Origin of the sequence: Cryobacterium sp. M15, from assembly GCF_002929675.1 — a bacterium.
GTDB lineage: Bacteria > Actinomycetota > Actinomycetes > Actinomycetales > Microbacteriaceae > Cryobacterium > Cryobacterium lyxosi.
Genome location: NZ_PJJW01000031.1, coordinates 62,501 through 80,798 on the forward strand (window position 1 = coordinate 62,501; position 18,298 = coordinate 80,798).

16 protein-coding genes are annotated in these 18,298 nt (G+C 60.0%); 2 read left to right on the forward strand and 14 right to left on the reverse strand.

Features of this window, described 5'->3' with window-relative positions:
* Positions 1-64 precede the first annotated feature (64 nt).
* From pepD to CXY83_RS04030, 6 genes are all read right to left on the reverse strand, one after another.
* A complete protein-coding gene (gene pepD, locus CXY83_RS04005; RefSeq protein ID WP_104196111.1) occupies positions 65-1,561 on the reverse strand; it encodes a beta-Ala-His dipeptidase in 1,497 nt (498 codons plus the stop codon).
* Positions 1,562-1,580: 19 nt separating this feature from the next.
* The gene (locus tag CXY83_RS04010; protein WP_104196112.1) at positions 1,581-2,588 is read right to left on the reverse strand and encodes an ABC transporter permease; all 1,008 of its coding nucleotides are present in this window, start codon (positions 2,586-2,588) and stop codon (positions 1,581-1,583) included.
* A complete protein-coding gene (locus CXY83_RS04015; protein ID WP_158251825.1) occupies positions 2,588-4,114 on the reverse strand; it encodes a sugar ABC transporter ATP-binding protein in 1,527 nt (508 codons plus the stop codon). The genes CXY83_RS04010 and CXY83_RS04015 overlap by 1 nt, the downstream gene beginning before the upstream one ends.
* 5 nt (positions 4,115-4,119) lie before the next feature.
* The gene (locus tag CXY83_RS04020) at positions 4,120-5,169 is read right to left on the reverse strand and encodes an ABC transporter permease (RefSeq protein WP_104196114.1); all 1,050 of its coding nucleotides are present in this window, start codon (positions 5,167-5,169) and stop codon (positions 4,120-4,122) included.
* Between the two features lie 94 nt (positions 5,170-5,263).
* On the reverse strand, positions 5,264-6,424 hold the full coding sequence (locus CXY83_RS04025; RefSeq protein ID WP_104196115.1) for a sugar ABC transporter substrate-binding protein: 1,161 nt from the start codon (positions 6,422-6,424) through the stop codon (positions 5,264-5,266).
* Between the two features lie 174 nt (positions 6,425-6,598).
* Positions 6,599-7,834 (reverse strand): epoxide hydrolase family protein, encoded by a 1,236-nt coding sequence (locus CXY83_RS04030; RefSeq protein WP_146069844.1) that lies wholly within the window; start codon positions 7,832-7,834, stop codon positions 6,599-6,601.
* Between the two features lie 214 nt (positions 7,835-8,048).
* Between CXY83_RS04030 and CXY83_RS04035 the strand changes: the two genes are divergently transcribed.
* Positions 8,049-8,996, forward strand: a complete 948-nt coding sequence (locus CXY83_RS04035) for a 3-keto-5-aminohexanoate cleavage protein (protein ID WP_104196117.1) — start codon at positions 8,049-8,051, stop codon at positions 8,994-8,996.
* Between the two features lie 55 nt (positions 8,997-9,051).
* On the opposite strand, the gene CXY83_RS04040 is transcribed toward CXY83_RS04035, so the two are convergent.
* Positions 9,052-9,804, reverse strand: a complete 753-nt coding sequence (locus CXY83_RS04040) for a lipoate--protein ligase family protein (protein ID WP_134571670.1) — start codon at positions 9,802-9,804, stop codon at positions 9,052-9,054.
* A 251-nt stretch (positions 9,805-10,055) separates the two neighbouring features.
* On the opposite strand from CXY83_RS04040, the gene CXY83_RS04045 reads away from it, so the two are divergent.
* Positions 10,056-11,024: a sugar-binding transcriptional regulator gene (locus CXY83_RS04045; RefSeq protein WP_104196119.1), complete on the forward strand. Its 969-nt coding sequence runs from the start codon at positions 10,056-10,058 to the stop codon at positions 11,022-11,024.
* Between the two features lie 59 nt (positions 11,025-11,083).
* Here CXY83_RS04045 and CXY83_RS04050 read toward each other — a convergent pair whose 3' ends face one another.
* The 7 genes from CXY83_RS04050 to CXY83_RS04080 are packed head-to-tail and all read right to left on the reverse strand — an operon-like array spanning position 11,084 to position 18,252.
* Positions 11,084-11,755, reverse strand: coding sequence for a 2-oxo acid dehydrogenase subunit E2 (locus CXY83_RS04050; RefSeq protein ID WP_104196120.1), 672 nt, complete (start codon positions 11,753-11,755; stop codon positions 11,084-11,086).
* Positions 11,755-12,624: a class II fructose-bisphosphate aldolase gene (locus tag CXY83_RS04055; RefSeq protein ID WP_104196121.1), complete on the reverse strand. Its 870-nt coding sequence runs from the start codon at positions 12,622-12,624 to the stop codon at positions 11,755-11,757. The genes CXY83_RS04050 and CXY83_RS04055 overlap by 1 nt, the downstream gene beginning before the upstream one ends.
* Positions 12,625-12,663: 39 nt before the next feature.
* Complete coding sequence (locus CXY83_RS04060) at positions 12,664-14,223, reverse strand: glycerol kinase GlpK (protein WP_158251826.1); 1,560 nt, start codon at positions 14,221-14,223, stop codon at positions 12,664-12,666.
* Positions 14,220-15,944 (reverse strand): glycerol-3-phosphate dehydrogenase, encoded by a 1,725-nt coding sequence (gene glpD / locus CXY83_RS04065; RefSeq protein WP_104196123.1) that lies wholly within the window; start codon positions 15,942-15,944, stop codon positions 14,220-14,222. Before glpD ends, CXY83_RS04060 begins: the two co-directional genes overlap by 4 nt.
* A 38-nt stretch (positions 15,945-15,982) precedes the next feature.
* Entirely contained in the window at positions 15,983-16,225 is a 243-nt protein-coding gene (locus CXY83_RS04070) for a biotin/lipoyl-containing protein (protein ID WP_104126184.1), read from the reverse strand.
* A gap of 18 nt (positions 16,226-16,243) precedes the next feature.
* Complete coding sequence (locus CXY83_RS04075; protein WP_104196124.1) at positions 16,244-17,272, reverse strand: alpha-ketoacid dehydrogenase subunit beta; 1,029 nt, start codon at positions 17,270-17,272, stop codon at positions 16,244-16,246.
* Positions 17,269-18,252: a thiamine pyrophosphate-dependent dehydrogenase E1 component subunit alpha gene (locus CXY83_RS04080; RefSeq protein ID WP_198416472.1), complete on the reverse strand. Its 984-nt coding sequence runs from the start codon at positions 18,250-18,252 to the stop codon at positions 17,269-17,271. The genes CXY83_RS04075 and CXY83_RS04080 overlap by 4 nt, the downstream gene beginning before the upstream one ends.
* Positions 18,253-18,298: the final 46 nt, after the last annotated feature.

Sequence of the window (18,298 nt, forward strand, 5' to 3'; positions counted from 1 at the left end):
GGGGCGCGGGGATTTCATATGGGGTTTTCTCGTGCCGTTCCACCTGTCGGCTTCCCGCCTCTGCCTATCCCAGTCGCGAAACGACCATCTTGATCAGCGGCCAGACACGTTCCACTGACTTGTGATTCACCCTCTCCGCGGAAGAATGCAGGGCCTGAAGCTCGGTGCCGATCGAGATGATATCGGCGACGGGCACCCTTCTGCTGAACATACCGAGCTCAAGTGAGCACTGAGACACCTCGACGTTGGGCTCCTTGCCGAGCACGTCGCGGTAGGCCGCAGATGCCGTGGCCAGGAGTTGGGATTGCGGACGATACGGGAACTCCGGCGCGTCGAGGCCGTAGAGCTCACAGACGACACCACCGCCGGCGAGCGCCACGAGCGCTTGTACACGCTCGATCAACTCGTGTTTCCTCGTGGTCAGGGCCGACGTGACCGTCGACATGATCCGTGCACCGTCAGCCGTCGGTCGCAACGTTCCGACATTGTTCGACGTTTCCACACGACCGGGGACGTGCAGATTCCAGCTGACCACCCCCTGCGGGATAAGCCGCAAAACGGTCATGAGCCTGAGTCCGGCGGCACGCGAAAATGCGACATTAGGACGTATCGCGTTCTTCAGTTCGACGCGAATGGCGGGGTCAGAAATCTGGTATTCACTCTTGAGATGTACATCGAGCTCGGCGATGAGAGCCTCGATCGAATCCGTGTCCGCGTCATTAAAGACGATGACAGCGGATGCATCGGCCGGGATCGCACTATTTTGGGCACCGCCAAACGGATCGGCAATGCGCACCTCATGCTCACCGGACAGCCTGTGGACCGCGCGGGCCAGCACCTGCAGGGCGTTCGCCCGCTCCAACTGGATGTCGAATTCGCAGTGACCACCGTTGAGCCCGCGCACCTCCAGCGAGCGCGCGCGGGTCAAGGTATCCGGTATTGGTTCGAACTCCCCCGGGACATCGATTGTGAACGTCACGTCCCCGCTACACCCCGCGAGGATCTCTTCGTCGGTTATCCAGTTGAAGTCAATCATGCGCCGCCCAGCGAGTTGCGTGACGTCGAACTGTCCGGCGCCCACCTTCCCCTTCTCTTCCATGGCTGTGAGTACTGCCTCCAGCGGCGGATGAGGAATGTCCTTCGATTCCAGCAGTGCGAGGATGTAGGACACTCCGATTCCGTTGTCCGCCCCCAGAGACGTTCCCGTTGCCGAGATGTACTCGCCGTCGACGACAAGGCTCAACGGTTGGTTCACGAAGTCGAATTCGACACCTTCGGCCTTTTCGCAGACCATATCCAGGTGGCCGTGCAAAATGAGCGGGGCTGCATTCTCCAGGCCTCCCTGCCCTGGCTTTTTAACGAGTACGCAGTGCAGGTCATCCTGGGTCGCCTCGAGTCCGAGCGTTCGGGCGAAATCCACGACCCAGTTGGCGACCTGTTCCTCGTTCCCTGACCCTCGCGGGATGCTCGTGAGCACTTCGAAGAATTGGAATACCTCGCGGGGTTCGAGGTCTCTGAGCACGCCAGAGTTAATCGCTTCCATGACGTCCACTGCAGACATATGTGATCCCTCTCGTTTGTTACTTGACAATGCTTGATTTGTTGCGCGACATAGTGAGGGCAACTACCCCGATGATGACCGCGCCATAGACCAAGCTCTGGGCCTGGGCGTCGATGCCGACGGCGGTCGTCGCGATAGGAACCAGGGCAACGGTCAACGCTCCGAAAATTACTGTGAGCGGATTGACGACACCTCCGGAGATCGACGTTCCTCCGATCAGAGCTGCAGCGATGGCGGGAAGCAGCAGGTCGCTGCCCAGCCCGGTGGGAGACGCGGACCCCGCCTGCGCGATGATCGCGATGCCGGCGAGTCCGGCGGCGAACCCCGAGAGAGCGAAGGCCAGCACCTTGAGGGACCGGGTTCGAACCGCAGAGAAGATCGCGGCCGACTCGTTCTTGCCGACGGCCGTCATTCCGCGGCCGATGCGGGTATAACGCAAAAGCACCCAGAGGGAGACCGCAAGAAGCACGCCCATCCAGAATGTCATCGGCACATTCGCGATTCCGCTTTCGTACAGCGCGTGAACGCCCTCCCCGTTGCTGGCGACGTAGACGGTCGTGCGGCCGCTGGCCACGAGCGCGACTGCTTGAAAGATTCCCAGCGTGCCGAGTGTCAGGGCGAAGGACGGTACCTGCGCGTAGGCGACGATCAAACCGTTCACGGCTCCGAAAGCGGTGGTGGCCAGGAGCACGATTACCGGCGATAATCCCGCTACGGGCCCGAGTGTGAGCGCGAGCAGGATTGCTCCCAGCAAGCCAATCGCGGCATTCGACAGGTCAATCGACCCGACGTTGAGCACCATTGCCTGCCCCAGTGCCAGCAAAAGAATAGGGGCCGACGACGACGCGATTATCGCCAGTCCTCCGCTCCCGATGAAGGCTGGCGTGAGGATGGCAACGACGACGAGTATCGCGAGGAAGATGACGATTGGGCCAATCGCATGCCAGCCTCCGATGCGCTTCACGGACGGCAACTTTCCGCGGGCAGGGACGGCGACCTTCGTTCTCTCGCTGTCAATCTTGGTCATCACAGCATCCTTTCGAGCAGGTCCAGGGTCGCGGGATTGTCGTGCCCGAGGTCGAAGACGCCTGAGATCCGGCCGTCTCGCATCACCACGATGTCGTCGGCGATGTCTAGCGCCTCATCGATCGTGTCGGGAATGAGGATGATCGCGGTTCCTTCATCGCATACCGACCGAATCTGCGCATTCACTGTTTCGGCCGCGCCCGGGTCGAGACCTCGAAGCGGATGGTCCAGCACGAGAGCCTTCAGATGCGCGGAGTTCAACCACTTGGCGAGGACGACCTTCTGCTGGTTACCGCCGGAAAAGTCCTGCAGCATGTGCTCCGGCTCGCGAGGCCGAATATCGAGCTTCTCAAACCACGCACGTGCCAGAGACAGCCTGCGCCCGGGAAGCTCGAACGGCCCGAGGGCCGCGGAGCCGGGATGCGTGAGCGTGATGTTTTGATCCGCCGGCATTTCCCCCACCATTCCCTCTGTCTTGCGCTCCGCGGGGACGTAGCCCACACCAAGAGCAACGGCCTTCTTGATGGACAACTGGCGCCCGGAATAACCCGCGATCGAGACCGATCCGGAATCGAAGCCTTCGGCCCCGAATATCGCTCGCGCCACGGACTCGCGGCCGGAGCCGCTGGTACCCAGAATGGCCAGGATTCGGCCGGGGTAGGCATCGATCGACACATCCGCGTAGGAGCCTGCCCGGGTGAGGTCGTGGATCGAGATCACTGGACTATTCGCCGGATCGATACTGCGCCGGCTTCGAACGGCAGCGTGAGTTTCCCGACCGACCATGAGACGGAATAGTTCCTCTTCGGTTACGTCATCGACGGCGCGGTCGGCGATCAATTCACCGTCACGCATGACCACGACGCGATCGCAAATCCGCATCACCTCGTCGAGTCGGTGCGAGACGAAGATCACCGAGCCGATGTCGCGAAGCTTGGAGATTTCCCTCTCCAGGATCGCGGTCTCCGTCCTCTCCAAAATCGCGGTCGGTTCGTCGAGGATCACCAGAGGAGTCGTGTGACTGGCGGCACTCACCCGGATTGCTCGTGCGATCTCGACCATCTGGCGATCAACGAACGACAGGTCGCTGACCCGCGTCTTCGGATTCAAGTGCGATCCGATCAGGTCGAGAGCCTGTGCCGCGTCCGCGTAGAGGCGTCGCCAGTTGTAGAGCCCCAGCCGGTTGACACCGCCCCGGCCGCTTGGGGTGTTCACCTCAATATTTTCGGCAATAGTGAGGTTCGTGAATAGTGATTGCTCTTGGTGAACGACCCCGATCCCCACGCGTAGGGCATCAGCTGGCCCGCGGAACTGGACTTCGCGTCCGTTGACCGCGATTGTCCCTTCATCGTGCCGATAGTTGCCTGACAATATCTTCAGCAGCGTGGACTTGCCCGCGCCGTTCTCGCCGATAAGTCCAATGACCTCACCGGATTGGATACTCAGGGACACTCCACGTACGGCACGATTAGATCCGAAGCTTTTGGAGACATTGTTCAGATGAAGCACTGCAGGAGTTGTGGTCACGTCGCTCACTTCGCCACCCGCAATCTGTCACGCTGCGACCATGCGGCGAACACGATGGCTGCGACCAGAATCGCACCGGTGACGGCCGACTGATAGCTCGACTCAACACCGGAGAGGATGAGTCCGTTGTTGAGGATCGTCAGGAGGAATACGCCCAATACGGTGCGCAGGATCCCCCCTTTTCCGCCGGCGAGGTGAGTTCCTCCGATGACAACTGCAGGGATGACGATGAAGAGCACCCCGGAGCCGACTGTGGGCGACCCGATGTCGAGTTGAACAGTGGCGAGGATACCGCCGAGCCCACTCAGCACAGCGGCGATGGCAAAGACGGCGACCTTCACAGGGAAAGCGGGAAGGCCCGCCGAGCGAACGATCGTCTCGCTGTTTCCAATGGCAAGGGTCACGCGGCCGATCCGGGTGCTGCGCAGAACGAGTATGCCCAGACCGATGACGAGCAGCGCCACCCAAAAGGAGTTAGGAAGACCAAAACTAATTCGCGAGGTCCAGCCCTTGAGTCCTTCATCCTCGAGACGAGGGAGAAGGTCGGTTCCGTAGAGCATGGTGGCGATTCCTAGCCCGACGTACCACATCCCCAGAGTGACGATAAATGAGGGAACCTTCAGTGCGGTGAAGATGAGACCGCTGGCGACTCCGAGCAGGAGTGCCACGCCGAGGGCGATAACCCAAGCCCACGGCCCCAGGTCCGCTCCCCCGCGCGAGTTATTACTGAGGAGTATCCAGGTCATCCCGGTTGCCCCCATGACTCCCTCCACGGACAAGTCGATGGAGCCGAGGAGTATAACTAAAGTCGCGCCCACGGCCACAATCAAGGGGATGGCGGACTGGGTGAGTACGTTCTGAATGTTGGACGCGGTCAGAAAACGTTCATTGAGCAGGGAAAACACACTGATAAGAACGGCGAGGGCCACGAGTAAACTCAGTGGTTCGGCGCGACCGCGAAACCGAGCGCGGCGCTCGATGCCGGACTCGCGGATCCTGATCGCGGTGGTGGTTATGCCACCCGCGCCCTGTTCCGACAAGACTTTGTGAACCATGAGAAATCTCCTCGTTGATACCGATCACATAATGGTGATGTACCTGATCCGGCCCTCGTCGATCAGACGAGGGCCGGATCAGGTGGCCGCAATGCTACGGCTTGGGCAGGACTTCGGGTCCACCGCCGCCGATCAGAGTTGCCGGCTCGGTGTCCCACGGGCCCTTCTCGACGAGCTGGTCGACGAAATCAGCTGCAGCGGTGGGGGTGTCGTACTTCAGGTAGTCGCCCAGGGTTTCAGGCGTCACACACTTGATGTCAAAAAAACTCGTGCGCTTTTCCTTGGGCAGTTCAGACGGAACGATTTCTCCGGTCGCTGCCAGGTAGGCCGTATACAGACCGATAGCGGAGGCCATGTAGCCGCGGTGGAAGGTCTCGCCGACGATGGCGTTGTTGCCATAGCCTTTCTCCATCAGTGCCACCGTGTCGGGGTACAGGCCGTCAGAGGCGAACTTCACCTTGTCCAGCAAACCCGCGTCGTCGAAGGCCTGGATCGCACCGAGCTGCATGCCGTCATCGGCGCTCCAGACACCATTGATCTGGTCTCCGTACTTGGCGATCAAGTCCTTTGCATTCTGATTCGCGAGCTGCGGGTCCCAATTCGAGGGCTGGTTCTCGAGAATCTTGATCCCTGGGTAGTTTTCACGCATTTCAGCCTCAAAGCCGGCAACACGCGTCTGGCTCGTTGTGCTGTCCTGGACGCCGGGGAACATGATGACGTTGCCCTTGCCGCCGAGCGCATCACCGATCGCCTGAGCGTTGCAGCGGCCCGAGTCCACGCCGGGGTGCTTCTGGAAGGCCACAAAATTGTCGCCCGAGTCCCAGGGCTCGAAGTTGTCCGGCTTGTTCCACCAGATCGACACGTAGCCGCCGGCACGCTTCACAGCGTCCACGATCGTCGGGGTGTCTGAGCTCGCGACGGTGTTGACGAACATCACGACCTTCTTGCCCTGCGCCAGAATTGCCTGAATCTTTGAGATTTCAGTCTGCGACGAGCCCTGCGAGTCGATGATCTCGAGCGGAATGTCCAGTTTTTTGGAAAGAGCCTTTGCCCCCTCGATGTTGGCGATGAAGTAGGGGTTGGTGGTGTTGATGACGGAGGCGACGAGGACCAGGTCCTCCTTGGCAATGGGGCCAGAGGAAGAAGATCCGCCGGCTCCGCTCGCGGTCGACGTGCACCCGGCGAGTGCGAGCGCAGCGACAGCGGCGATGGCGGCGAATCGAACGAACGCACCGCGATTGTGTTTCAGAGACATCTTTGACTCCTTGTTGGTGGGTGAGGCTTGGACTACGTCCCGTGCATTTTTATTCAATAAAGCATTTTTGATTCATTGTGAGGATAGAGGCGATGAGGTGCGCACACAAGAAAATTTCGCTTGATAGTTCACCTGTAACCGATTCGTTAGAATCGGGTGCCGACAAAGCGTGCGTCAGTGCAAGGTGCGGAAGAAATCACGGACGTCGGTCACGTAGATTTCCGGTTCCTCCAAAGGAGCAAAGTGACCACCGCTCTGGTGAACCCGGTATTGCTGGAGGTTGAAGTATTTCTCCGTCCAGGTTTTCGGCGGCTTGTATATCTCGCCCGGGTAGATCGAGACGGCGGTCGGTACTCCTACGACCGGGAACCGGTTGTGACTCGGAGTCCACGGGTTTCCTCGGCATTCCCAGTAGTACCGGGAGGACGTTCCGCCCGTTCCGGTGAGAAAGTACACCGCGGCAGTCGTGATCAGGTCGTCCTTTGGCCAGACATTTTCAAATGCCTCTGTGCCGCTACCTCGTTCCGCGAGGCCCCAGAAGTACCGCTTTTCGGTGATCCAGGCCAGCTGGGCTGCAGGTGAGTCGGCAACGAGCGCCGCGAGCGTCTGTGGCTTCGTCAATTGGAGCTCACCGTAGCCGCTCTCATTCTCGACGAACAACTTTCCCCGATCGAACCAGCCGGATTCGTCAGCAGAGTACTCGCTCGCCGCCGGCAATCCCAAAGCAGAGTCGTACACGATGCCCTCGGGTTGGTCGGGATGTTGTGCGAGATAGTGCGACATCTGCGCGGGAAAGTGCGTATAGACGCCGATGACATCGGATTCATACTTGTGCCCGTGCTGTTGTGCGATCAACGCACCCCAATCCCCTCCCGCGGTGGCATAGCGGTCATACCCGAGGATCTGCTTCATGAGTACGTTCTCAAGATCAGCGGTCTTCCAGAAATTCCACCCTGTCTCTGTGAGCGGCGAGGAGAACCCATAGCCGGGCAGGGAGATGAGAACCACGTCAAAGGAGTCAGACTCCACGCCGCCGAATTTAACCGGATCCGTGAGAGGCTCGATGATCTTGCGGACGTCCCAGAAAGTCCACGGCCAGCCATGGTGGAGAAGCAGCGGCTTCGGATTGGTTCCCTTGCCACGTACATGGATGAAGTGCAGGGGAACGCCCATCACGTCTACCTTGAAGTGTGGGAGTTCGTTCATCTGACGCTCCACAGCGCGCCAGTCGTACTCATTGATCCAGTAGTCGATGAGGGTGCGATGGTACTCGGTATTGTAGCCATAGCGCCAGTCTTCGTTCCCAAAGTCCTGGGGGAATCGAGTCCGTTTCAGGCGCTCCATCATGTCGTCAAGATCCGCGTCGGGGATGCGGATCTCGTACGGACGAACATCAAACGAGTCCAACAAACTAGAACCTCCTTGTTCCGTGTCGCACACGCGGGGGTATTTTTTATTCAGTGACTGCGTGTATATTCATTTTATATCTCATCCGGCGTTCATCTGTCAACGAATCGCGGCAGTCCGGAAGCTACAGGCGGACTGGGCCCAAGTATCGTCGTCCGGTTTGGACGAAGCACTAGACCGTTTCGGATGCAATCATCTCGAGAAAGAGAAGTGAACCATGGTCACTGCCCTCGACAAGTATGCGGATATGAAGCCCAACTGGGACTACCCAGTCATAATCGAGTCTCATATCAACGGCATTCGTACGAAAGAAATGAACCCGAACACCCCGATTTCCTATGACGAGATTGCGGAAGACGCAATTCGCTGCTGGGAAGCCGGGGCCGGTGCGATCCACGCCCACAACACCAGTTTCGACCTCATGGGCGAAGACGCGTATAAGGACTACATGCGCACATGGGACAAGGTGTTGCAGAAGCACCCTGACATCACCTGGTACCCCACGACCTGCAACAACCTCCGCCTCAAAGGCGACGAGAACGGCCTTCAGCACGTCCCCTTCCTCGTCGAGAAGGCAAACGTTCGGATTGCCTGTGTCGACACCGGGCTCACCCTATTCGCTACAGAAACGGATGCCGAGGGCTATCTCGCTGGCCCCGAATTCGGGTTCAACTACGAACGCGTTGGCAGCCAAATCAAGATGCTGCGTGCGCACGGCACTCCCATGGTCTTCGGCGTCTACGAACCAGGCCACCTTCGCCACGCTATGCACTATGTCAACAAGGGGCTCTCCACGCCGGGTTCCATGTGGGATTTCTATCTCATCGGGGATTACGGTCTCACTGCCACAGATCCCATCGGGACGAACGGTATGAAGCCAAGTCTTGAGAGCCTGTACTACTACCTCTGGATGATCGAGGAAGCGAAAGTCAAACACCCCTGGTACATCTCGATCTGGGGTCAGGGCGCCCTCGACGACACCTCGATCCTCCGCAGGGCGATCGAGCTCGGGGGCCACATCAAGACTGGACTGGAACTGTTTTATGATCCGGCTCGCAATCCGACAAACCTGGAGCTGCTGCAGCAGGCCCAGGAAATCGCCAGGGAAGTCGGCCGGCCCATAGCAACGCCGGAAGAGGCGAGGGCTCTGTACAACATTCGATGATGCACAATTAACGGGGGTATTTCGCGCAGCCCCCTCCGCTCGAATGCAAAACTATTTACGCACGAGCATCGTCAATATGGGTTATCTGCGGAAACGCCCATTCCGAGTGTCGCTGTTGGAGCCCGGTCACAAGCTCGTGCACGATTTCGTCGAGTGTCCCCTGGACCCCCTCGCCACGGACGCTCCCCAAACTCGAAGGCGACCAGTCAAGCTTCATTGCACCGTAAACCGCGTCGACGACTGGCCGCAGTCGCTCGGGTTTTTCCAGCACGATGCATGCGGTCAGCAGCCTCGCACTGCGCATGGCGCGCTGAGCGATGCCTACGACCTTCACCTGCCCTCGCGCGTTGACGCTATGATCACCCGCACAGTATTCCCCGACGACGGGACCGACTCGAGCGTCGAGGCCGAGGTCGCCCAAGACATCTCGAAAACAAGCAGCTCCCGCTTCAAAGGCCGCAATGTGATCACCGTAGAACTTCAAGGGAGCCATGAGATCGATGATCAGGCACGTCTGGTCGTACGCCACTGCTCGTCCCCCCGCGAGGCGGATCACTGGGTCAAAGCCGAACCCACGAGCCGCCGCGGAAGCTGCGGCGAATTCAGGCATCAAGCTTTCACGTCGGCTGAATGCCATGGTGGGAATCGGACGATAGGCCCTGATCCGAGCATGAGCGTTGTCGTCTTCTTGCATCTCGCGGAGCACGCGTAAGGACTCATCGATGTCGTCTTGCGCTGTGTTGCCGACCCGACCCAGTGATAAATTCGGTACGCGAGTGAGCAACTTCTGGTTCACCTCCGTCATCACGTGCAGGACTCAAACTCTGAATCTGGGAAGAGGTGATCGATAGATTGTTCGATCAGCTGGCGCATGCGCCTCTGCACCGAGACGCGCGTTCCATCAAGTCCAACCTGAAGAGACTGGCGTGGGATCGCCATCCGTCGACCTCCTTGCCCCAGGATACTGACCTAACCTGAACCCGGAGTCTAGAGTGAAATGGATATTCTTGCAACCGACGAATCTTGATACAATTACGTAACTGAGTGATAGGAGACGCTGTGGCTGCTGACCTTGAACCGCGCAGGTTCATGACAAAGGTGGCGCGGATGTACTACACCCACGGCATTCGACAGATCGAGATCGCTTCGACCTTGGGCATATCGCAGGCCCGTGTCTCTCGGCTGCTTCAAGCCGCTGAGCAAGCGAAAATTGTGCGAACGATTGTCGTCATCCCTGAGGGCCTGCACGCGGAGGTCGAAGAAGATCTCCAGAAGCGCTACGGCTTGTCTCAGGTTCATATCGTGGAGGCGCTGGATCCAAACGATGAGGCCGGCATCAATCGCGACCTCGGAGAGGCCGCTGCGCTCATCCTCTCAGCAATGCAGTTATCAGGGAAAACTATTGGCTTCACTTCATGGAGCCGGTCACTGCGTTCACTCGTAGCCACCCTCGAACCGTCGAAAAAAAAGAAGTCCGGTGCCACTCGCATCGTTGAGATGCTCGGGGACGTCGGCCCGCCACAGTCGCAGCATGATTCCACCCGTTCCACGCAGCGCTTTGCCGACCTGATCGGTGGGACTCCCCTGTTCATCCGCGCTCCCGGGGTTCTGTCTTCTGCGGAAGTGCGTGAAGCAATGATTAGCTACGACGCACACACCCGCGAAGCGATCGCGGCGTTAGATGAGTTGGACGTTGCCCTTGTCGGTATTGGTACCTGCAATATCGATGCACCGTTGGAGCCGGGCGGCAACTTTTTCACAGTAGAACAATTCGAAATGGCAAAGTCGCTCGGCGCCGTCGGACAGATCAACCTCAGGTTCATCGACGCGGAGGGAATCCCGCTTGAAAGCGAGCTTGATTCCCTGGTGATCGGCGTGACCTTGGCCCAGCTTCCCGCTAAGGGCGGACGATTTGCCGTCGCTGGTGGAAGGTCGAAATACGAGGCCGTGCGCGCGGCCCTGCGCGGTCACTGGATCGACACCCTGATCACGGATATGGAAACGGCAGAGCGACTCCTGCGGGAGTAAACGCCGGTGAGCGGCGGCCCGCACCGCGAGTCGCCGCCACCGTCACCGAATGCACGTTGTTAAAGCGGCGCTTCCAGTTTCGTCTTCAACGCCGCGAGAAATTCGGCCGCAACCGCGCCATCCAGGGCGCGGTGATCCGACGTCAGGGTCAATTCGGCGATCGGGCGCCAGCCCCCGCCATCCTCAGTCCAGACATTTCGTCGGATCGTGGCTCCAACCGCCAGGATCGCAGCCTGGGGCGCATTCACGATGGCATCGAAGCGGGTCACCCCGAGCATGCCGAGATTCGAAATCGTAAACGTCCCTCCGGTGATGTCGTCGCGCCCCAGTCCGCCGGAACGCGCACGGCCGACGATGTCGCGCCTACGCTGAGCGATCTCTTCAAGATCCAACTGATCGGCGTTGTGAATAATCGGAACTGTCAGACCTTTCTCTGTGGCGACCGCTATTCCGACGTGAGCTCGGGGGAAAGATATGACCGCTTCGCCGTCGACGTGGACATTCACTGCCGGCACCACGGTCAGAGCATGCGCGGTTGCGCGAACAAGCACGTCAGTCACTGTCGCCCCCGGTACGACGACCTTGGCACGCGATGCCTCCGTCATGTCGACCTCCACCGTGAGGTGGAACACCGGCGCTTCCCACGCCGTGACCATGCGCCGCGCTGCGGTTCGACGCATGCCCTTCAGCTCGGTGCGCTGACCCTCGTCGAGATCGAGTGCTTGCGTCATCACGCCCGCGCTTCGGTCAGGACGGCGGTCGTCGAGGCGCCGGCACACCCGTACTCGCGCATCTTTGCGATCGTCGCTTCGATCATCTGGCGTTTTCCTTCAGACAGGGCATCTTCGAGCTGGCGGTCACCCTGCGCCCAGGTCTCTTCGATACCGCGGCGAAAGGCATGGCGGAGATCGGTATCAGCGTTCAGCTTGTGCACGCCAGCCGCGATCGCGGCGCTGATATCCGACTCCGGCACTCCCGACGCTCCGTGCAGAACGAGGGGAACGCCCGTCACATCTCGAATGCGCTGGATTCGGTCGATGTCGAGGGGCAGGGGGGCACCGGACGTGATGCCGTGCATCACGCCTGCTGAGATCGCCAAGAAGTCGACACCGGTTTCCGCGACGAATCTTTCGGCTTCGTCGACGTTGGTGTAGTGCGCCGACCAGTCAATACCGTTGGATGCATCGGGAATGCTACCCAGTTCGGCTTCCACCGGAACGCCGAATGAATGTGCGACCTGAACGACGTAGCGGGTAGTTTTCACGTTTTCTTCGAACGGCAAATGAGAGCCGTCGAACATGATCGAGTCAAATCCGAGACGCAGGGCTTCGAAGACCTCGTCGTAGGTACCGTGGTCGAGGTGGATGACCGCATCCGCTCCCGTACCGTCGAGTTCATGACGGGTCATGCGGTACGCGGCCTCGAGACCCAAATGAGGAACGATCGCCCGCCCGACCTGCAGGAACACTGGCGATTGAGCGCGAATCGACGCTTCAATCAGTGCTTGCGTGGTCTCAGGGTTGTGCATATTGAAACCACCTACTGCATAGCCGCCTGCTCGGGCGCGGGCAACATAGTTTTCAGCTGTCTTCGTGGTCATCATGATCCTCTCGATTGGTTCAGTTGTGAGACCAGCACGTCAGTGTGCGGCCAGTATCGGGACGGGATTTGAAACCGTCCCGTTGGTCGGGTGAGGTGGTGCAGGCGGCATCATGCGCGCGGATCGCACGGCAGCCTGCCAACCGCCGTAGAGCTGGTCGCGACGATCGCTGCTCATACGGGGCTCGAATACTCGCTCCGCGCGCCACGTCTCGCGCACGAGATCTTGCGCGTTCCACAGACCCACCTCCGCTCCGGCAATATAGGCGACTCCGAGAGCGGTGCGTTCGAGACCCTCCGGCCGAACAACCGGCATGCCGAGGATGTCTGCTTGAAACTGGCACAGAAAGTTGTTGCAGACTGCTTTTCCATCTACCTTCAGCGACGTCACGTTCATACCGCCGGCGCGCAGAGCATCAAGGTTGTCGCGCGTCTGGTACGCCATGGCTTCAAGCGCCGCGCGAACGATTTGGTCGATGCCCGTGTCAAGAGTCAACCCAAAAATTGATGCGCGGACGTCTTTGTCCCAGTAAGGGTCGCAGAGGCCGGCGAATGCGGGAACAAAGTAGACGCCCTGGGTATCTGTGACCCGTTCTGCGATGCGCTCCATCTCCGCGACAGATCCAACCGCGCGCATCTTGTCACGCAGCCAATGGAGCGTCTGCCCGCTGTGGAATACCACCCCTTCGACTTCGTAGCTGGTGAGCCCGGGAATGTTCATCGCCACGCTGGTGGTCATTCCGGGCAGGAGCAGAGGGCTGCTCCCGACGTTGGCGACGAGCACGCCAGCGGTTCCAAATGTGTTCTTGACGGAACCTTCGTCGAAGCATCCCTGCCCAAAGAGCCCGGCCTGTTGATCAGCGATGATCGCCTGGATGGGTATGTAATGGCCGACGCCACCGGGCAGAATGCTGGGGTCAAGGTAGCCGAAATGCGAATTAGAGGCACGCACCTCGGGAAGAAGTTCCTGGGGGATTCCGTAGACGTCGCACAGTCGGTCGTCCCACACGAGTTCGTTGATGTTGAGCAGTGCCGTTCGCGACGCTGATGTCGCATCGGTGACGTGCTCACGCCCGCCAGTGAGGTTCCAGACAAGCCAGGTGTCGACTGTTCCGGCAGCGTAGGCGCCCGTGCCGGCCAGTGCTTTGAGTCCCGGAACATTTTCGATGAACCAGGCCAGTTTGGGGGCTGAGAAAAACGAGTCGTTCCGGAGGCCGGTGCGCGTGCGGATCTCGGCATCGAGCCCCAGGTCTGACCAGCGCTGCACGATCTCATCGGTCTGATGCGAAGACCACATGATCGCGTTGTGAACGGGGATGGAGGTAGAACGATTCCAGATCAGACAGGTTTCCCGGTGAGTCGTCACCCCGACCGTTGCGATATCGCGCGCCGTCAGCCCCGACCGGGCCATTACCTCGTCGATCGCTGCCCGCATCGCAGTCCACAGCTGGGCTGGGTCGAGCTCGACCCAGCCGTGGTTGGGGAAAAGGGGCGTGAGTGAATTTGATGCCTCCGCCACGATCCGCCCGTCCGTATCGACGAGTACCGCCCGCGCGCTGCTCGACCCTTCGTCGAGCGCGAGGACATAGCGGCCTGTCATAGGTCCGCCCCGCTCTGGAGGGCGACGTCGTCGACGGTCAACCCACTTTCCCGTTCCCCCGATGTCACGCGAACGGGAATTTGCGCTGCGGGTCGGCCGGGCACTGCCAGGTGGCCGAGCCATTCAACGTAGCCCTCGATCTCATTCTGGATACGGTCTTCATCCCAGCCGTTGATCGCCGCCATGATCGTCGCGATCCGCTCGGCGCCCTCAATGCCGTGATCCGGTTCAAACGCCAGCAGGAGACGTCTCGCCATGACGTCCGTGAGAGTTCGGGCGAATTCTTCAGCGACGGCGAAGACCACTTCAGCAGCCAGCGCCCCCGACTTCTCGTCGACGATCTCAGCAAGTCTGGCGTCGTCACTCACGAGAGCCACTATGTTCGCTGCCCGCACCCCGTACAGAGCGAGGAGGCGCTTCGCCACTGACGGTGGCAAATCGCCGTTCGCAATGAACGCCTTCGAGAACGTCTCATAGTTTGCAACTCGAGCACCAGGAAGTGGGCTGGTCAGAGTGATTGTTTTGACCTTCTTGGCGCCCAGACTGCGAAGCGCCAGGTCGACGGCGTCCTCTGAGAGCTGCCGGAACGTCGTGAGCTTACCCCCGATGACGGAAAAGAGGCCCTCGACGCCGTCTTCAGCGTGGTCGTGGATGATATGGCTGCGCGGAATCTTCCATTCGGGCACACCGGGAGCGTACGGCAGTGGTCGCACTCCGCTGTACGTGTACAGGACATCGTCGGTGCTCAATTTTGCGCCCGGTACCAGAGTGTTGACCTCGTTGAGAAGGTAGTCGATTTCCGACTGTTCTGCGCGAGCAGAGTCCGGCTCCTCGTCGTAGAGGTTGTCCGTGCACCCGATGAGGTATCTGCCCATCCACGGTATGACGAGGACCAGACGGCCATCGGCCTGCGACTCGTAGTACACGACGTCGCGCGGCGCCCCGGGGAAGGGAGCCACGACGATATGGCTTCCTTTGGAGCCGCCGATGAATCGGGGTGAACTGACTCCCCCAAAATCAGCCAGCAGGCGGTCGACCCACGGTCCAGCGGCGTTCATGACCACCCGTCCGCGCACGGAATGACGTTCTCCCGTGATCGAATCGGTGTACTCGACGCCGGTCACTCGAGAATCGGACTTCAACAGCCCATCGACTCGGGAGTGGGTGACGATGTCGGCCCCGTCACTTTTAGCGGCTACCGCCAGTTCAACGCAGAGGCGCTCGGCATATTCAACCTGACCGTCGATGAAGACCGCGGAACCGGTGAGTCCGGCAGGTTCCATCCCGGTGAAGCGGGACAGCACCGCGCGCTTCGTCAGAATGCTGTGGTTGGGTTGCTTCTTGTCCCACGAGAGTACGTCGTAGGCGATCATGCCGAGGCGGATCAACCACGACGGCCGCTTGTTGCGGGCATAGAAAGGCATGAGAAGCGGCACAGGCTTCACCAGGTGGGGAGCGAGCTTGAAGAGGCGCTCGCGCTCTTTCAGGGATTCGCGAACCAGGGCGAAGTCCTTATGCTCCAGGTATCGGAGACCCCCGTGAATCAGTCGCCCCGACCACGCGGACACGCCGCTGCAAATATCTTCCTGGTCGATGACAATCGTTCGCAAGCCTCGCGCAGCAGCGTCGCGCGCAATGCCGAGTCCATTGATGCCAGCACCCACGACGACGAGGTCGTAGGGTGCGCGGGTGTCGCCGGCGTTCGCTAAAGATGCGCTCATGGCTCCTCCTCCTTCGTTGTTTTCGTTGAGGCCCGCGTTTAGTCGGTTTCGATCACAGCGAGAATGGTGCGGACCTCGACTGAGGAACCTTCCTCGACCAAGATCTCAACCAGGGTTCCCGTGGCAGGTGACTCGAGGGTTTCCTCAACCTTCTCCGCCTCGACCTCCGCCAGAGGTTCGTCTTCATCGACGTGGTCGCCCACCTTCTTGAGCCACTCGACGATTGCCCCTTCACTCATTCCCATTCCCCACTGGGGAAGCAACACATCTATACGCGCCATTTGGTTCCTCTTTCGTTATTAAACTGCGGCTGCGACCGGCTGAAGCGCCGGCAGGTCGACGACGCGCCGAATGGCGGCCGCGATGGCGGCCTTCGTCGGGTACATCTGCTTTTCGAGCGAGGGGCTAAAGGGAATTTGCATGTCCGGTGCCGTCACACGAATAATCGGGGCTTTGAGAGAATCAAAGATTTCTTCCGCGACGAGCGCACTGATCTCTGCCGCTGCACCGCAGGTGCGGTGCGCCGGCTCGGCTACAACCAAGCGCCCAGTCTTCGCCACCGACCGCAAAATGGCGTCACGGTCGAGTGGAACGAGCGTTCTCGGATCAATGACCTCGACGGACACGCCTTCCTGTGCGAGTTCTTCCGCTGCAGCCACTGCCTCTGGCACTGAGCTCGAGATAGCGACGACGGTGACGTCCGTTCCTTCCCGCGCCGTGCGTGCGACCCCAAGCGGAATCCAAAACTCGTTCTCGTCGACGTCCTCCTTTGCACTCCACAGGAGGCAGGCCTCGAAACTGAGGATTGGGTCGTCGGAGTCGACCGCGGAGCGGAGCAGCCCTTTTGCGTCTGCGGGCGTGGCAGGGGCAATGATTTTCAGTCCGGGGACGTTCATGAACATCGGATACGGACGGTCCGAGTGGTGCGCGCCGGTGTTCAGTCCATAGAACATGGCGGAGCGGAAGACTACGGGCATCGAGGCCTGGCCGCCGAACATGTACCGGTTTTTCGCCACCTGGTTCACGAACTGGTCCATGGCCATATAAAGGAAGCTCGAGTAGGAGAGGTCGACTATCGGGCGCAGCCCGGTCATCGCAGCACCAGCGGCCGCGCCAACAATGCCCTCCTCGGAGATCGGGGTATTGCGAATGCGGTTCTTGCCATACCGCTGCAGAAAATCACCCTTATCGCTGCGGGATTTGCCGCCGCCGGTAGTGCCATAGACATTCGCTTCGACATCTTCGCCGATGATAATGACGCGCTCGTCGGCGTCCATGGCCTCGCGCTGGGCTGCGCCGATAGCACCCAAATAGCTCATCACAGTCATGCTGCGGACTCCTTGTCGGTGTAGAGGTCGTCGAAGGCGACCGAGAGATCGGGGTAGGGACTCGCGTCCGAGAACGCGACAGCCGCGTCGACCTCGGCGAGCGCAGTGGCCTGGAGGCCATCGAGCTCATCGTCAGAGAATCCCTGAGATGCCAGATAGTGACGAAAGAGGATGATGGGATCCTTCTTCAACCAGGCTTCGCGCTCACCTGCGTCTCGGTAGTCCGTGCCGAGTCTCAGCCCTTCGGAGTGTTCGTTGTACCGGTAGGTCATGACCTCTACCAGTGTGGGACCGTCCCCGGCGCGCGCCCGTGCTACCGCTTCGGAGACCGCGTCGTAGACAGCCAGAACATCCTGTCCTTCTTCGACTCTGATTCCGGGCATCCCGAATCCAGCGGCGCGTTCGGAAATGATGCCCGATGTGACGGTGTGTGCCGGAGTGCTCAGCGCGTACTGGTTGTTTTCGCACAGAAAGATCATCGGGAGGTCCCACACGCCGGCCATGTTCATCGACTCGTAGAGGACCCCCTGATTGGCGGCTCCATCGCCGAAGAAGGCGAGCGCTACTTTGCCGTTGTTCAGCACCTTCGACGACAGGGCTGCTCCATTGGCAATCGGGATGGACGACCCCACAATGCCGGACTCACCAAGACTTCCTACTGCGAAATCAGCGAGGTGGAGCGAGCCACCCTTACCTTTACAGACGCCCGTCGCCTTGCCTGCAAGTTCAGCCATAAGAGGGCCGAGCGGTGAGCCTTTTCCGATGGGGTGCCCGTGGCTGCGGTGGTTTCCACTCATGTAGTCACCGGCACCGAGGGCCATCGTGGCGCCGACAACCTGCGCTTCTTGCCCGATACTGGTGTGAACAGTGCCGGGAATGTGGCCGCGTTTCACCATCTTGGATGCGCGCTCATCGAACGCTCGGATTCTCAACATTCGCAGCTGCATTTCACGCAGGGTATCGCGTGCCAGTTCGGCCATTGGGAACCGCCTCTCTCTCGACTTCTTCGTCTGCGTTCACGAGTGA

Excerpts from the sequence above, each read along its gene's own strand:
- pepD (WP_104196111.1), bottom strand. The coding sequence starts at position 1,561 with ATGTCTGCAGTGGACGTCATGGAAGCGATTAACTCTGGCGTGCTCAGA.
- CXY83_RS04010 (WP_104196112.1), bottom strand. The coding sequence starts at position 2,588 with ATGACCAAGATTGACAGCGAGAGAACGAAGGTCGCCGTCCCTGCCCGC.
- CXY83_RS04020 (WP_104196114.1), bottom strand. The coding sequence starts at position 5,169 with ATGGTTCACAAAGTCTTGTCGGAACAGGGCGCGGGTGGCATAACCACC.
- CXY83_RS04025 (WP_104196115.1), bottom strand. The coding sequence starts at position 6,424 with ATGTCTCTGAAACACAATCGCGGTGCGTTCGTTCGATTCGCCGCCATC.
- CXY83_RS04035 (WP_104196117.1), top strand. The coding sequence starts at position 8,049 with ATGGTCACTGCCCTCGACAAGTATGCGGATATGAAGCCCAACTGGGAC.
- CXY83_RS04050 (WP_104196120.1), bottom strand. The coding sequence starts at position 11,755 with ATGACGCAAGCACTCGATCTCGACGAGGGTCAGCGCACCGAGCTGAAG.
- CXY83_RS04055 (WP_104196121.1), bottom strand. The coding sequence starts at position 12,624 with ATGACCACGAAGACAGCTGAAAACTATGTTGCCCGCGCCCGAGCAGGC.
- CXY83_RS04060 (WP_158251826.1), bottom strand. The coding sequence starts at position 14,223 with ATGACAGGCCGCTATGTCCTCGCGCTCGACGAAGGGTCGAGCAGCGCG.
- glpD (WP_104196123.1), bottom strand. The coding sequence starts at position 15,944 with ATGAGCGCATCTTTAGCGAACGCCGGCGACACCCGCGCACCCTACGAC.
- CXY83_RS04070 (WP_104126184.1), bottom strand. The coding sequence starts at position 16,225 with ATGGCGCGTATAGATGTGTTGCTTCCCCAGTGGGGAATGGGAATGAGT.
- CXY83_RS04075 (WP_104196124.1), bottom strand. The coding sequence starts at position 17,272 with ATGACTGTGATGAGCTATTTGGGTGCTATCGGCGCAGCCCAGCGCGAG.
- CXY83_RS04080 (WP_198416472.1), bottom strand. The coding sequence starts at position 18,252 with ATGGCCGAACTGGCACGCGATACCCTGCGTGAAATGCAGCTGCGAATG.